This window comes from Colwellia sp. BRX10-3, assembly GCF_014077505.1.
Taxonomy (GTDB): domain Bacteria; phylum Pseudomonadota; class Gammaproteobacteria; order Enterobacterales; family Alteromonadaceae; genus Cognaticolwellia.
On the sequence record NZ_JACGWA010000004.1, the window covers coordinates 150,592 to 165,933 of the forward strand.

Here is a 15,342-nt window from a genome sequence, read left to right on the forward strand (position 1 = left end):
AGTAAAGCTTAACTAGATGAATCTAGCTAAAACAGTTAAATGGAGACTAACTATGCCAACCATAATAAAAAAAGATGTAATAGCAAATTACATTGGTTTTGAAGCCGAACCCACCCCTTGGCACGAGATAACGCAAGCGCAAATTAATCAATTTGCAGATTGTACTCTCGATCATCAATTTATCCATGTTGATGAAGAAAAGGCTAAAGCAACACCTTTCGGTTCAACCATCGCACATGGGTTTTTATCTTTATCAATGCTTTCTCATTTTGCTGAAGATTTCAGTGTCATTATTGAAGGTTTTTATATGGGCTTAAATGCTGGGTTTGATAAGGTCAGGTTCCTACAAGCTGTCAAAGTAAATAGTCGTGTTAGAGCACACGCTAAAATCTTAGTCATTGAAGAGAAAAAACCAGGGCAATATCGTTTATGTACACAAGTAACGGTTGAAATTGAAGATTGTGACACGCCAGCATTAGTTGCAGAGTGGGTTTCAGTTCAAATGGTGAAGTAAAGCCATATATCGTCTATACATTGTTTATAAAAAAAGTTTTAAGGAAGTATTATGTCAATTAATTTTGCAGGAAAGGTCGCCATAGTTACCGGCGCAGGTAACGGTTTAGGTCGCTCTCACGCATTAGCACTTGCGGCACGTGGCGCAAAAGTGGTGGTTAACGATTTAGGCGGCGCTCGCGATGGCAGCGGTGCATCGTCAGCAGCCTCTCAAGAAGTTGTGCGTTTAATTGTAGAAAATGGCGGTGAAGCTATCAGCCACGGTGCTAACGTTGCAAACTTTGATGAAGTGCAAGACATGGTTAATCAAGCCATGGAAAAATGGGGTCGTGTTGATATTCTTATTAACAATGCTGGCATTTTACGTGATAAATCTTTTTCAAAAATGACTTTGGATGATTTTAAATTGGTGATGGATGTTCATGTCATGGGCTCTGTTAACTGCACGAAAGCGGTTTGGGAAATCATGCGCGCACAAAACTATGGTCGTATCGTGATGACCACATCTTCCAGTGGCATGTACGGTAATTTCGGACAATCAAATTACGGTGCTGCAAAAATGGCGGTACTAGGATTGATGAATACCTTAGTACTAGAAGGGGCAAAAAACAATATTCGGATAAATGCACTCGCACCAACAGCGGGTACACGTATGACAGAAGATTTAATGCCTCCAGAAATTGTGCAAAAATTTGCACCTGAAGCTGTAACCGCAGGACTTTTGACACTGTGTGATGACGACGCACCTAATCGTTTTATTTTATGTGCTGGCGCAGGCGGTTATTCAAGTGCCAGTATATTTGAAACCGAAGGTTGTTTTATTCCCCAGCATAACCAAAGCCCTGAAGCCGTGCGTGAGCAATGGCAGGAACTAACACAGCAAACAGGCCAAGCGACATTAGCGTCAGGGGCAAAACAAGGTGAAAAGTTTGTTTTAAAAGCAATGGCCTTCATGAAATCACAATAAAAATAGTCACGCGTAACTGTTTTTAATGCAAAGTTATCTAGCTAATTTTAATTTATTCAGCAAGTTAAAAGGAATCAGTCATGAGAGAAGCAGTGATAGTATCAGTAGCACGTACGCCAATTGGTAAAGCATACCGAGGAGCATTTAATGATTTATCAGCACCAACACTTGCTGCTGTGGCGGTAAAAGCTGCGGTAGAACGGGCAGGAATCGATGCCAATGAAATTGAAGACTGTATTTTTGGTGCAGCATTAACGCAAGGTAATCAAGGCATGAACTTTGGTCGACAAGTAGCGATGGCGGCTGAATTACCAGTATCTGTTGCCGGTATGACTATTGATCGACAATGTTCATCTGGTTTAATGTCGATAGCTACAGCCGCCAATCATATTGTTTGTGATGGCGCACAAGTGATGGTTGCTGGTGGTTGTGACTCAATCAGTTTAGTGCAAAATGATAAAATGAATATTTATCGCTTGGTTGATCCCAGTGTTAAAACCTATCGTCCAGCGATATATATGCCTATGCTAGATACTGCAGAAGTCGTTGCCAATCGTTATGATATTTCAAGAGCGGCACAAGATGCCTATGCGCTTAAATCTCAACAACGTACAGCTGATGCACAAGCAGCAAACAAGTTTGACGATGAAATTGTCCCGGTTACGGCAACAAAATTGGTTATGGATAAAGCGACTGGTGATATCAGTAAAGAAGAAGTTACCTTAACGCAAGATGAGGGGAACCGCCCATCGACCAATATTGAAGGTTTGTCAGCATTAAAAACCGTGAAAGATAATGGTTCTATCACAGGTGGAAATGCATCACAGTTGTCTGATGGTGCAGCCGCTGTTGTATTAATGGAGCGTGAATTAGCAGAGCAGCGCGGCCTAAAACCGTTAGGCGCATATCGCGGTATGGTGGTTACGGGTTGTGAACCTGATGAAATGGGCATAGGCCCTATTTTTGCGATACCAAAATTACTGGCGCGTAATAATTTAACTATGGACGATATTGGTTTATGGGAAATTAACGAAGCATTTGCTGTGCAAGTTATCTATTGCGCAGAAAAGTTAGGGATTCCAGAACATCGCCTTAATGTAAATGGTGGGGCTATTTCAATTGGTCATCCATACGGTATGAGCGGAACACGTATGGTTATGCATGCGTTAATTGAAGGTAAACGCCGTGGTGTAAAATATGTTGTGATCAGCATGTGTATTGGTGGTGGTCAAGGTGCTGCAGGTTTATTTGAAGTACTTTAATCGATACAGCAAAGTAGAGCGACATCAAAAATAATAATAATGTCACTTATTAAATTCCATAAAATGAGTAAGCGGGGAGATATACGATGGAAAAAATTTGGCTTGAGAAGAGTTATCCACCAGGTGTTGAATGGGAAATAGACCCAGACAAATATATTTCTTTGGCGGATTTATTTTCAAAATACACTAAGCTTTACGAGAACAATACGGCATTTATTAATATGGGTGCCAGTATTTCCTATCAAGAATTAGAGCAACAAGCGACTGACTTCGCGGCTTATTTACAACAAGGTTTAGGCTTAGTAAAAGGCGATAAATTTGCCATTATGATCCCTAACCTTTTGCAATATCCAGTGGCACTATTTGGTGCTCTTATTGCCGGATTAACCGTGGTTAATGTTAATCCGCTATACACAGCGCGTGAGTTACAACACCAATTGAAGGACTCTGGTGCAAAATCTATTCTTATTCTTGAAAATTTTGCGCACGTACTGGAAGCGGTTATTGATAAAACTGATGTAGAACACGTTATTCTTACCGGTGTTGGTGACAGGCTAAGTAAAGTCAAAGGCCTGATGGTTAATTTCGTACTCAAGTACGTAAAAAAACAAGTACCAGCGTATAACTTATCAAAAGCAATAACATTTAATAATGCATTGGCTAGTGGCGCAACACTTAACTTTAACCCCGTTGAAATTGTGGGTTCTGATCTCGCTTTTTTACAGTATACCGGTGGTACAACCGGTCCTTCAAAAGGGGCGATGTTAACGCATCGCAATATGATCGCGAACCTAGAACAATCTAACGCAGCCACTAAAAATGTCTATGAAGTTGGCAAAGAAATTATGGTAACAGCTTTACCGCTTTATCATATCTTTGCGCTAACCTCTAACTGCCTGTGTTTTATGCCGTTTGGTGGAACTAACCTATTAATTACCAATCCTAGAGATATGCCCGGTTTTGTTAAAGAGCTCGCTAAGTATCCTTTCACCGCCATAACCGGCGTTAACACTTTATTTAATGGCTTATTGCATACCCCAGGCTTTGATAAACTTGATTTTAGTCCATTAAAACTTGGTTTTGCTGGTGGTATGTCAGTGCAGCGTCCTGTAGCTGAATTATGGGAAAAAGTGACAGGGACACGTTTATTGGAAGGTTATGGTTTAACGGAATGTGCACCATTAGTGACCATGAGCCCTTACAACCAAGAAAGTTACAATGGTTCAATAGGTCTTCCTGCTCCCTCAACAGATATTCGTTTAATTGGTGATGATGGTGAAGAAGTCACATTAGGCCAACCCGGCGAAATGTGGGTTAAAGGCCCACAAGTCATGAAAGGATATTACAATCGCCAAGACGCAACCGATGAGGTATTAAAAGACGGTTGGTTAGCGACGGGCGATATTGCCACCATGGATGAAAATGGTTTTTTCAACATTGTAGACCGCAAAAAAGATATGATCATCGTCTCTGGCTTTAACGTTTTTCCCAATGAAATAGAAGAAGTGCTTGTGATGCATGCTGGTGTGCTTGAAGCCGCGGCCATTGGTGTGAAACATGATGCTAGCGGTGAAGCGGTAAAAGTGTTCATTGTTAAAAAAGATCCAAATTTAACCGAAAAAGATGTTTTCGATCACTGCCATAAATTGCTGACTAATTATAAATGTCCAAAATTTGTTGAGTTTATGGATGATTTACCAAAAACCAATGTTGGTAAAGTATTAAGAAAAGAATTACGAAAATAAGCAGTTAAACTGCAACTATTTGCCAATATTGGCTTTATAAGATTAACAACTTCTTTATCTAATTTTAAAGCTTGGTAACCAAGTGCTGTGATACGCGTCTTGATTATTAGGTATTATTTATTAAGTAGTGTTCATTAAGCATGTTCATTAGCCTTTTTTATTGGATAAAGAAAACAACAAAGAGAAACATGATGACAACTTATACCGCAATTAATTTAATCGCTCGTCCAACTGGCGGCCCAATTGGTCCAGAACTATTTGAAATAGTTGAAAAAGAGCTGCCAAGTATTGGCAAAGGACAATTTTTAGTTAAACAAAACCATATGTCACTTGATCCTGCTATGTTTGGTTGGATGAGCCCTGATACAGAAAGTTATATTCCGCCCGTTGCATTAGGTGATGTTATGCGTAGCTCAGGCATAGGTGAAGTTGTAGAGAGTAACCATGAAGGTTTCCAAGTTGGCGATCGTGTCATGGGCATGATGGGATGGACAGAGTATTACTTAAGTGACGGCGCAGGTTTGAACAAAGTTGCTGCGCCACTGCCAGACGAAGCCGTTCTATCGGTGTTCGCTCTACCAGGTTTAACAGCCACACAAGGCTTGTACAGTATCGGTAAGCCAAAAAGTGGTGAAACACTGGTTGTTTCTGGCGCTGCTGGCTCGGTTGGCTCAATTGTGGGTCAGTTAGCTAAAGCCGATGGTTTAACCGTTATTGGTATTGTGGGTAGTGATGAAAAAGCTGATTGGATTATTAATGAATTAGGCTTTGACGGCGCAGTTAATTATAAAACAGATAACTTAGCTGAAAAGTTAGCTGAACTAACACCACGCGGTATTGACGTTTACTTTGAAAATACTGGCGGACCAATACAGCACCATGTATATGAAAGAATGAATGCCCATGGTCGTATTGCCGTTTGTGGCATGATTGCTGATTATTCTAAGCAAACTCCTGATTTAGCACCAAGCTGGATTAATATCATTAAAAAACGCCTGACGATACAAGGTTTTACCATGCCAGATCATTTTGGTGAAATTCCGGCGTTATTAACAAAACTTACGCCTTACGTTATGCAGGGGAAAATAAAGCATCGTGCGCATGTTTTAGAAGGACTAGAATCTGCAATGACAGGTTTGAACTTGTTTTTTACGGGTAAAAATAAAGGTAAGTTAATCGTTAAACTTTAAACAGTTAGTTAAAAATATACCCTTAAAATATATGTTATTGAACCACATGCTATAGCAAAATAATAATACACCTTGGCTATAGCATTATATTAAATTGGAAATAAATATGTGTCAAAAATTGATAAATAATGTCCTCAGCAGCTTGGTAATGTCGCTTACTTTAACCATATTTTCTGTTAATGCAGAAACTAAAGTCATAACTGAAACAACTGTTCAGGAAATTACTGTTGCTGAAGTTGTTGCAAAACCAACCGCGGTTAATGTCGATGAATCTAGTTTTAGTTGTATACGAGAAATGACACCAGTAAGGCACTTTTATGTTGATAACCTTTTAGGTGACATAAAAAGTACGCTAGCGGCTGCTAATGCACCTGAAGGGGCAATATATCCAGCAGGCTCAGTAGTACAGCTTGTGCCAACAGAAGTGATGGTTAAGCGCGAGTCAGGCACTTTTCCTGCTACAGGAGATTGGGAATTCTTCGAACTTGAAGTCAATGAAGCGGGTTCGAAAATTGCAAAACGCGGATTTGTTGATGTGGTGAACCGTTTTGATGGCAACTGTTTTGCTTGTCATGTACCGGCTCGTGAACCTTGGGACTTTATCTGTGAGTCAGGTCATGGCTGCGATACTATCCCAATTGACCATAAAATGACCGGTGCACTGCAACGTTCAGATCCACGTTGTGGAGACGCCGTACCAGAAGATGGTGACTGGATGGCACTTTTCAAACTTAAAAGCATGGTTACTATTGGTTTAACTAAAAAATGGTTTGAAGAAAAGTTTTAACGTAAATTTAAGGAATCTATAATGCCTACATCGATTGGTAAAACAGCACTAACCAATGTAGTCATTAAGTTAGGCAATATTTATGAGCGAAATTAAAACACATTACCGAAATTGTAATATTTGTGAAGCCATGTGTGGTTTGGAAATTAAATATCAAGATAAAAATATAATTTCCATTAAAGGTGATCAAAATGACCCTTTTAGTAAAGGATACAATTGCCCTAAAGCCATTGCCTTACAAGATTTTTACGAAGATAAAGATCGTTTGAAAACGCCTATCAGACGCACAGCAACAGGTTGGGAAGATATTTCTTGGGAAGAAGCATACACAGAGATTGCTGAAAAATTTAAGGCTATCCAAACTAAGTACGGAAAAAATTCATTGGCCTTGTATTTAGGAAATCCCAATGCCCACAACCTTGGTAACACGCTATTTTTAAAACCCTTTATGAAATCCTTAGGCACCATAAATCGTTTTAGCTCAGCTTCAACTGACCAAATGCCACACCATGTTGCCTCTAACTTTATGTTTGGTGCGGGCATGTTAATTCCGGTTCCCGATATAGACCGTACCGATTTTATGTTAATTATTGGTGGTAATCCTGTTGTTTCAAATGGCAGTATGATGACAGCACCTAACGTTATTGGTCGTTTGAAAGCGATTCAAAAGCGTTCAGGTAAAGTTGTGGTGATAGATCCTCGTAGAACCCATACTGCAAAAGTAGCGGATAAACATTTGTTTATTCGTCCAGAGAAAGATGCACTATTACTGCTTGCCTTGATCAACCGTGTTTTCGCGACTAATGCTGTTAACTTACGCCATTTAAATAATCTGGTTGAAGGTATAGACGGTCTTGAGAAATTAGTAAAAGCTTATTCTGCTGAGTCTGTTGCTGAATTTGTAGGCATTGACGCTAAAGAAATTTGTACCTTAGCGGACGAGTTTTTGGCGGCTAATTCGGCTGTATGCTACAGCCGCATGGGCGCTTCAACACAAACATTTGGTGGCTTATGTCAATGGCTTACCAACGTGCTAAATATCATTACCGGTAATTTTGACCGTGCTGGCGGGGCGATGTTTCCTCAACCGGCTTTTGATCTTTTAAGAAATCATAAAAAAGGCTATAAAAGTACATTTGGGCAGCACCATACGCGCGTGCGAAAACTGCCATTTTTTAATGGCGAATTTCCAGTCGCTGCACTAGCTGAAGAAATACAAACAGCAGGTGAAGGTCAAATTAAAAGTTTGATCACAGTTGCAGGTAATCCGGTACTTTCAAGCCCTAGTGGTCATAAATTAGCAGAAGCGTTTAAAAGCTTGGACTATATGGTTAGCGTTGATATTTATTTAAACGAAACAACCAAATACGCTAATATTATTTTACCGGCGACAACCGGTATTGAAAATTCGCACTATGATATTTTCTTTAATTCTTTTTCAGTACGCAATACCGTAAAATATTCAGCGCCATTGTTTGCAAGAGAAGAATACCAACGTAACGACTATGAAATATTAAAAGCACTAACAGAAAGAATGACTGACGAAGTTATTCCTGCGCATTTAAAAAATATTACGCCTGAAATTATATTAGATATGGAATTGAAAAACGGCCCTTATGGTGAGCAAGGATTTAGTTTACAAAAACTTATCGATAATCCTCACGGTATAGATATTGGGCCTTTAATGCCGTGTTTAGCAGCGCGGATCAAAACGGCTGACGGTAAAATCAATTTAGTGCCTCAACTCTATATTGATGATTTACCACGGTTAAATTCGGTAATGTCAAAGCCGCCTCGCGATAATGACTTTCCCTTTGATTTAATTGGTCGACGATTAGTGAAAAGTCATAACACTTGGACACAAAACTCTGCTCGTTTAGTTAAAGGTAAAAATCCGTGTACGTTAGAAGTTCATCCTGACGATGCAAAACAATTGGGTATATCAAACGGGCATCTATTAAGCGTTAGCTCGATCTCGGGCGAAGTATTAATTAATGCAGTTATTACCGATGATATTCAACAAGGCGTGGTCAGTATGCCGCAAGGATGGGGGCATAATCAAAAAGACACTAATATGTCAGTAGCAGCAACACAGCCAGGAGTTAGCATTAATGACTTAACGGATGTAAATCGAGTTGATTTGCTCACAGGCAATGCAGCGCTTAATGGCACGCCAGTAGCAATAAAAATTGCTACCTAGTAATAACAAACCGCCGGCCTGATTTCTAGCCGTATAAATATATAATCCATCATTCAATTTTTACGGATGCCCAAAAGTAACGGGCATCATCTTTATAGGTAAATACATGTTTAAAAGTACAGAGAATTATATTGCATCAGACGAACTTCGCTTAGCCGTTAATGCAGCAATTACTTTAGAGAAACCATTATTGATCAAAGGCGAACCTGGTACGGGTAAAACCCAGCTTGCGGAAGAGTTAGCAAAATCACTTAATTGTAAATTATATCAATGGCATATTAAATCGACTACTAAAGCACAGCAGGGGCTTTACGAATACGACGCGGTATCGCGGTTACGAGATAGTCAATTGGGCGATGAAAAAGTTAATGATATTTCAAATTACATTATTAAAGGCAAACTTTGGCAGGCATTTGAAGAAGAACAACGACCGATATTATTAATTGATGAAATAGACAAAGCTGATATAGAGTTTCCAAACGATTTATTGCAAGAACTTGATAAAATGGAGTTTTTTGTATATGAAACTCAACAAGTGATCAAAGCAAAACAACGTCCAATCATTATTATTACGTCGAATAATGAAAAAGAACTGCCTGATGCCTTTTTACGCCGCTGTTTCTTTCATTACATTAAATTCCCGACCAAAGTAGAGATGGAACAAATTATTGCTGTCCATCATCCTCGCGTAAAACAAGACTTGCTAGCGCATACCTTAGAAGTGTTCTTTAATCTTAGAGACTTGCAAGGGATTAAGAAAAAGCCGTCAACGTCAGAGTTAATAGATTGGTTAAAACTACTGGTTGCTGACGATGTTGCTCAAGACGTATTAATTAATAAAAAGTCAGACATAATCCCTTTATTTGGTGCCTTACTTAAGAATGAGCAAGATGTGTCATTACTTGAAAAGCTTGCCTTTATCAGTCGCAGAAACAGGTAGAAAACGTGTTTATAGATTTATTTCTAACCCTGAGAAAACACAAAGTCCCAGTAAGTTTGCGTGAGCTATTAGATCTTATTGCACTATTAAAAAAAGGTGTTGTGTTTGCCGATGTTGAAGCTTTTTATCATTTAGCAAAAATAGTGATGGTTAAAGACGAAATTCATTACGATAAATTCGATGGTGCGTTCGCTGAATATTTTGACGGTGTACAAAAAATCGATATTTTTGATAACGTTATTCCTGAAGAGTGGCTCAGGAAAAAGTTTGAAAACGAGCTAAGTCAGGAAGAAAAAGATAAGTTAAAGGCGCTAGGCGGTCTTGACGAATTAATGAAAACATTAAAGGAGCGTCTTGCAGAACAAGAGAAACGACACGAAGGTGGCAGTAAATGGGTTGGCACTGGCGGTAAATCACCGTTTGGCGCTTATGGCTATAATCCAGAAGGCATTCGTGTTGGCCAAGACGGCAATCGAAATAACCGCGCGGTAAAAGTGTGGGATAAACGAGAGTTTAAAAATTTCGACCAAGATAGAGAGCTAGGTACACGTAATATAAAACTAGCGCTTAAAAAACTGAGAAAATTTGCCCGAACGGGTGCAAGTGAGAAGCTTGATATCAACACCACCATTCGCTCTACCGCAAAAAATGGTGGTTTACTCGATGTGCATATGGAACCAGAGCGCCATAATTCAGTAAAAGTATTAATGTTTTTTGATATTGGCGGCTCTATGGATGAATACATTCATACCTGTGAAGAGTTGTTTTCAGCGGCACATACTGAATTTAAACACCTAGAATTTTTCTATTTTCATAATTGTGTTTACGAGCGGTTATGGAAAGACAATAGCCGTCGTCGCCATGATACCGTTGATTTAGAGGAAATAATAAGAACTTTTGGTAGCGATTATAAAGTTATTTTTGTTGGTGATGCCACTATGGGACCTTATGAAATTATCGCACCTGGTGGCAGTGTTGAACATTGGAATGAAAAACCAGGCGTAGATTATATGCAGCGAATATTGGGGCACTTTAATAAAGTAGCATGGTTAAACCCGCAGCCAGAAAATCAATGGGATTATTTTCAGTCAATATCAATGATTAAAGACTTGATCGACAACAAAATGTTTCCACTAACGGTTGACGGCATTGGTCGAGCGATTAAAGAAGTTAGCTAATACCAATTGGTATAAATTTTATTAAAAACAACTATGGCAGTTAGGGTTAAATATTACAAAATACATAAGTGAGCACTGATGAGATGCTCACTTTTGTTAAATGATATAAACCGCGTGTATTAATTTACGTAATTTAACTAAATCACTACCTATATATCGCAAAATATACCGGCTATAAAGAGATAACCATTGCAGAATCAAGTTCGATTGCTGCATCTAGTGCCGCTAAAATATCTTTTCTTTCTTTTAATTTAGTGCCGTGATGCGCTTTCATATTCAAGGTTAGCATTTGATTAGCAACACTCTTAGCGGTTGCCATTAACTGCTCTGGTTCAACTAAGGTATCTAAAAACCCAGCTAAAACAGCTGTTTCTGGCGAGAATAATTCTGCATTAATCACCGAGCGTGTTAAATAGTTAATCGGCATACGATTACGCGCTATTTCAATACCCGCTTGGTGCATAGTCATACCAATAGCCACTTCATTTAGGCCAATTTTAAATTGGCCTAAACTGCCGATACGGTGGTCACAGCTGAGCAATAAAAATGCGCCTTTAGCGATAGCATGGCCAGTACAAGCGCCAATAATAGGGAACTGAAATGACAACATACGACGAGATAAAGTAGAACCTGCAGTAACCAAGGCTACCGCCGAATCTGAACTTTCTTTCATTGTTTTTAAGTCAAAGCCAGCAGAGAATATCCCAGGTTGACCCGTTAAAATAACGACAGCACCGGCTGATTCAGCTTGATCTAAAGCGTCATTTATTTCTGCAATTACTTGGTGAGAAATAGCGTTAACTTTGCCATTTTTTAAAGTGATGGTTGCAATTTGTTCACTAATTTCAAAATCGATTAATTCCACGGTTTTTCCTAAAGTTATCTAATTTTAATAAAATCGTCTTGCTAACCAAAACTTGCTGCTTTTTGATAGGCAGGTCTTTGTTTAATGTTCGCAAGATAGGCTTTGGTTATTTCTCTACTTTTAATAACCCAAGATTTTCAGCAATTTCTAATACAATCGTCAACATGATATCAGCGGCACTTAAACAATCGCCAGCAAAATATGATCGTTTGCTTAAAGTATTTTCAATATATGAAAAGTCCAGCTGTATTTCTTTCGCTATATAACCATCAAGTGAGCTTGAGTCATCACACGTTTCCATTGACATCAGTAAGGTTATAATTATTGGAAAAATAAAATTATAGCCAAGCTTACTATCATTTAAGGTTGGACTCGCCGATATCTAATGAATGTTAACGTTGTCTATAATAACGTCTTTGCTTTCAAGTTACGTTGTTAGCATTTAGTGTTAATTTTAGCTAAAAAATGCAACGGCATTATTGATATCTTCACGATCAGTACGCGTGTTATTGACTGCTGCACTTTCATCTGCATAACCGAATGACATACCAAATAAAATTCCGCGCGTGTCGGGTAAGTTAAGTGCTTTTTTTATAGGATCTGGAAACTGACCTAGAGCGCCTTGCATACAACAAGATAAACCATGCTCTGCGAGTATTAATGACAGAGTTTGTGCGTAAATGCCTAAATCAACCGCGCCCATAATGTCTAAATATTTATCCATAGTGAAAAAAACAACGTGTGGCGCATCAAAAAATTGCCAGTTACGAATCATTGCCATTTGACGGCCTTGCTTATCTTCCCGGCTGACACCAATAGAACTGTAAAGAGCATTAGCTGAACCAAATTGACGATCGCGATGTACACCTTCATATTTTGGTAGCCAGTTAAAATCAGGATTAGGTGCTACACCTTTCATCACTGCGGAGACCAAGTCGCTTTTTAATTGCTCTTTCTTTTCACCTGAAACCACACAGGTTTGCCATGGCTGCACATTACAGTTCGACGGCGATTGTTGTGCCTGTTTAAAAATGGCTTCGAGTAATGCTTGTCGAACAGGTTTATTTAAATAAGCACGGGTAGAATATCGTTTTTCTAACAGGGCAGTCACTGACATAGGTAAACCTCTATAAATTGCAAATAAGTTTTGTTAATTAAATAAAATTTACAATAACTTAAGAGTGAGTATGTGTAATTATTTATATCATTTATGCTAAGCCGATACTTTTACAACACCAATGAATAATTATTATGAACTTGTATTCTTAAAACATATAGTTTGTGTTAATCATGAATAAAATCATCTCTGCTCTTGGCTACAGCGTAATATTACAGAAGTGCTTTTTATCACGCTAAAATATAGTTATATAACAGTAACTCATAGTATACGAATATCTAATAGTAAGTGATAAAAAATATTCATTTGTTTTATACCTACCATGTCAATAGCATGTAAATTACATAATTTTATAACGAGTGACTAGCAGAAACTGTTAAATAAATAGTGCTAACTCATATTAAATTTAGAACGTTCTAAAAGCGACTCAAATTTAACAGCTAGGTTATTCGTTATAAAAGTAATCTTAAATGTTCAATAACACGTATTTAAACGAGCTGATTAATTAAAATTGGTAGTAAACAATAAATGTTTGTCAAAAATAACGCGGAGAAAATAAATGCCTGAGTATAAAGCCCCGATTCGAGATATTAAATTTGTAATGAAAGAGTTGCTAGATTGCGACAAACATTACCATCAACTGGGTTACGACGATGCTACTGAAGACATGGTAGATGCTATTCTCTTAGAAGCTGCCAAATTTACTGAGCAGGTTATTGCGCCAATCAACCAAATTGGTGATCAACAAGGATGTACATGGACAGATGGTGTAGTCACCACACCCGACGGCTTTAAAGATGCCTATAAACAGTATGTTGATGGCGGTTGGCCAACATTGTCACAAAATGTAGAATTTGGCGGGCAAGGGCTACCACATTCTCTTAATGCCGCAATCAGTGAAATGATGTCAGCAGCAAATCATAGTTTTGCTATGTATCCAGGTTTAAGTCATGGCGCATTAGCAACCATTGAAGCGCATGGTACAGACAAACAAAAACAACAATTTATACCTAAGCTTGTTGAAGGTAGTTGGACCGGTACCATGTGTTTAACTGAGTCACATTGTGGTACCGATTTAGGTATGCTGCGCACAAAAGCTGAACTAAGTGATGACGGAAGTTATTCATTAACAGGTACAAAAATATTTATTTCAGCTGGTGATCACGACTTATCTGACAATATTGTGCATATTGTTATCGCACGTATTCCTGGTTCGCCTGAAGGTAGTAAGGGTATTTCTCTTTTTATCGTACCAAAATTCAATGTTAACGATGACGGTTCAATAGCAGATAGAAACGCTGTTAGCTGTGGCTCTATTGAACATAAAATGGGCATTAATGCTAATGCGACCTGTGTCATTAATTTTGATAATGCCAAAGGGTACTTAATTGGCGAAGTTAATCGTGGCTTAAACTGTATGTTTACCTTTATGAATGCAGCACGTCTAGCCGTAGCGCTTGAAGGAACAGCAGCAACAGAAGCGGCATTTCAAGGATCATTAGCTTATGCTAAGGATCGTTTGCAAATGCGTTCAATTAGCGGCATTAAAAACCCAAATGGCCCAGCAGATCCGATTATAGTGCATCCAGATGTGCGCAGAATGTTGTTAACACAAAAATCTATTGCTGAGGGTGGTCGAGCACTAATAGGTTATTTATCACAATTAGTGGATATAACCCATGTGGAAAAAGATGAAGCTAAAAGAGCTGAAGCCGATACCACACTGGCCTTACTAACACCGATAGCAAAAGCATTATTAAGTGAGTTAGGCTTTGAATGTACTAGTCATGGTGTACAAATATTTGGCGGCCATGGTTTCATAAAAGAATGGGGCATGGAACAATTAATGCGTGATACCAAAATTAGTTGTTTATACGAAGGTACGACTGGTATTCAAGCATTAGATTTACTTGCCCGTAAAATTTTAGGTAGCAAAGGCAAAATTTTACAACCATTTATGACTGATATTGGTGCGTTTTGTCAAGAAAACGCAGGTAATCCAGCCATGACACAGCACATACAAGCTTTAGGTACATACGTTAAGCAATGGCAAGAGATAACCGCTAATGTTGGTAAAAAAGCGATGGGCAACGCCGATGAAATTGGCGGCGCATCGGTGGATTATTTGATGTTTGCAGGTTATGTTACTTTAGCTTATTTCTGGGCTAGAATGGCAGCAGTGGCTCACAGTAAATTAGAAAACGGTGATGATAAAGCGTTTTATCAAGCTAAAATACACACCTGTGAGTTTTACTTTAAACGCATACTACCACGTGCTCAAGGGCATGCAGCTTGTATCGAAGGTGGTGTTGATTCAATGATGGCACTTCCGAGTGAAGATTTTGCTTTTTAACTGCCATATAATTTTATGACAATTCAATAGCATTTGTTCTTTATTAATTACAAATCTTCAAAATATCATTAGCGTAGAAAAGCAATTTTCTGCGTTAATGAGCAAATACTTAAATAGCTACCTTGTCAAATTCACCGCTTATTATCTTCTAATAAATACACTTTAGAAGCTTAACGTATCGACATATTTCAACATTACAGAACTCAACAGAACTAAATAGAACTA

At 38.5% G+C, this 15,342-nt stretch carries 13 protein-coding genes; 10 read left to right on the forward strand and 3 right to left on the reverse strand.

Going from position 1 to position 15,342, the window contains the following annotated elements:
- The first annotated feature begins 52 nt into the window (after window positions 1-52).
- From H4J38_RS08805 to H4J38_RS08845, 9 genes are all read left to right on the forward strand, one after another.
- Window positions 53-514, forward strand: coding sequence for a MaoC family dehydratase (locus H4J38_RS08805; RefSeq protein ID WP_182131420.1), 462 nt, complete (start codon window positions 53-55; stop codon window positions 512-514).
- A gap of 51 nt (window positions 515-565) precedes the next feature.
- On the forward strand, window positions 566-1,480 hold the full coding sequence (locus tag H4J38_RS08810; protein ID WP_182131421.1) for an SDR family NAD(P)-dependent oxidoreductase: 915 nt from the start codon (window positions 566-568) through the stop codon (window positions 1,478-1,480).
- A gap of 80 nt (window positions 1,481-1,560) precedes the next feature.
- Window positions 1,561-2,742 carry an acetyl-CoA C-acyltransferase gene (locus tag H4J38_RS08815; RefSeq protein WP_182131422.1) on the forward strand — a complete coding sequence of 394 codons (1,182 nt, stop codon included), beginning with the start codon at window positions 1,561-1,563 and terminating at the stop codon, window positions 2,740-2,742.
- Between the two features lie 86 nt (window positions 2,743-2,828).
- Window positions 2,829-4,487 carry an AMP-binding protein gene (locus H4J38_RS08820; protein WP_182131423.1) on the forward strand — a complete coding sequence of 553 codons (1,659 nt, stop codon included), beginning with the start codon at window positions 2,829-2,831 and terminating at the stop codon, window positions 4,485-4,487.
- Window positions 4,488-4,678: 191 nt separating this feature from the next.
- A complete protein-coding gene (locus H4J38_RS08825; RefSeq protein WP_182131520.1) occupies window positions 4,679-5,677 on the forward strand; it encodes an NADP-dependent oxidoreductase in 999 nt (332 codons plus the stop codon).
- A gap of 148 nt (window positions 5,678-5,825) precedes the next feature.
- Window positions 5,826-6,464 (forward strand): hypothetical protein, encoded by a 639-nt coding sequence (locus tag H4J38_RS08830; RefSeq protein WP_259365455.1) that lies wholly within the window; start codon window positions 5,826-5,828, stop codon window positions 6,462-6,464.
- A gap of 82 nt (window positions 6,465-6,546) precedes the next feature.
- Complete coding sequence (locus tag H4J38_RS08835) at window positions 6,547-8,664, forward strand: molybdopterin-dependent oxidoreductase (RefSeq protein WP_182131425.1); 2,118 nt, start codon at window positions 6,547-6,549, stop codon at window positions 8,662-8,664.
- A gap of 106 nt (window positions 8,665-8,770) precedes the next feature.
- Window positions 8,771-9,604 carry a MoxR family ATPase gene (locus H4J38_RS08840; RefSeq protein WP_182131426.1) on the forward strand — a complete coding sequence of 278 codons (834 nt, stop codon included), beginning with the start codon at window positions 8,771-8,773 and terminating at the stop codon, window positions 9,602-9,604.
- 5 nt (window positions 9,605-9,609) lie between these two features.
- On the forward strand, window positions 9,610-10,782 hold the full coding sequence (locus tag H4J38_RS08845) for a VWA domain-containing protein (protein WP_182131427.1): 1,173 nt from the start codon (window positions 9,610-9,612) through the stop codon (window positions 10,780-10,782).
- Between the two features lie 172 nt (window positions 10,783-10,954).
- On the opposite strand, the gene H4J38_RS08850 is transcribed toward H4J38_RS08845, so the two are convergent.
- The 3 genes from H4J38_RS08850 to H4J38_RS08860 form a co-directional block, all read right to left on the reverse strand.
- On the reverse strand, window positions 10,955-11,647 hold the full coding sequence (locus H4J38_RS08850; protein WP_182131428.1) for a crotonase/enoyl-CoA hydratase family protein: 693 nt from the start codon (window positions 11,645-11,647) through the stop codon (window positions 10,955-10,957).
- Between the two features lie 106 nt (window positions 11,648-11,753).
- Window positions 11,754-11,948, reverse strand: a complete 195-nt coding sequence (locus H4J38_RS08855; protein WP_259365457.1) for a glutathione binding-like protein — start codon at window positions 11,946-11,948, stop codon at window positions 11,754-11,756.
- A gap of 153 nt (window positions 11,949-12,101) precedes the next feature.
- On the reverse strand, window positions 12,102-12,764 hold the full coding sequence (locus tag H4J38_RS08860) for a nitroreductase family protein (protein WP_182131429.1): 663 nt from the start codon (window positions 12,762-12,764) through the stop codon (window positions 12,102-12,104).
- 559 nt (window positions 12,765-13,323) lie between these two features.
- Here H4J38_RS08860 and H4J38_RS08865 point away from each other — a divergent pair.
- On the forward strand, window positions 13,324-15,117 hold the full coding sequence (locus H4J38_RS08865; protein ID WP_182131430.1) for an acyl-CoA dehydrogenase C-terminal domain-containing protein: 1,794 nt from the start codon (window positions 13,324-13,326) through the stop codon (window positions 15,115-15,117).
- Window positions 15,118-15,342 lie beyond the last annotated feature (225 nt).

Bases quoted from the DNA above. Each gene is read 5' to 3' on its own strand.
- H4J38_RS08840 (WP_182131426.1), top strand. From the start codon at position 8,771: ATGTTTAAAAGTACAGAGAATTATATTGCATCAGACGAACTTCGCTTA.
- H4J38_RS08825 (WP_182131520.1), top strand. From the start codon at position 4,679: ATGACAACTTATACCGCAATTAATTTAATCGCTCGTCCAACTGGCGGC.
- H4J38_RS08865 (WP_182131430.1), top strand. From the start codon at position 13,324: ATGCCTGAGTATAAAGCCCCGATTCGAGATATTAAATTTGTAATGAAA.
- H4J38_RS08820 (WP_182131423.1), top strand. From the start codon at position 2,829: ATGGAAAAAATTTGGCTTGAGAAGAGTTATCCACCAGGTGTTGAATGG.
- H4J38_RS08805 (WP_182131420.1), top strand. From the start codon at position 53: ATGCCAACCATAATAAAAAAAGATGTAATAGCAAATTACATTGGTTTT.
- H4J38_RS08830 (WP_259365455.1), top strand. From the start codon at position 5,826: ATGTCGCTTACTTTAACCATATTTTCTGTTAATGCAGAAACTAAAGTC.
- H4J38_RS08815 (WP_182131422.1), top strand. From the start codon at position 1,561: ATGAGAGAAGCAGTGATAGTATCAGTAGCACGTACGCCAATTGGTAAA.
- H4J38_RS08810 (WP_182131421.1), top strand. From the start codon at position 566: ATGTCAATTAATTTTGCAGGAAAGGTCGCCATAGTTACCGGCGCAGGT.
- H4J38_RS08860 (WP_182131429.1), bottom strand. From the start codon at position 12,764: ATGTCAGTGACTGCCCTGTTAGAAAAACGATATTCTACCCGTGCTTAT.
- H4J38_RS08835 (WP_182131425.1), top strand. From the start codon at position 6,547: ATGAGCGAAATTAAAACACATTACCGAAATTGTAATATTTGTGAAGCC.
- H4J38_RS08855 (WP_259365457.1), bottom strand. From the start codon at position 11,948: ATGGAAACGTGTGATGACTCAAGCTCACTTGATGGTTATATAGCGAAA.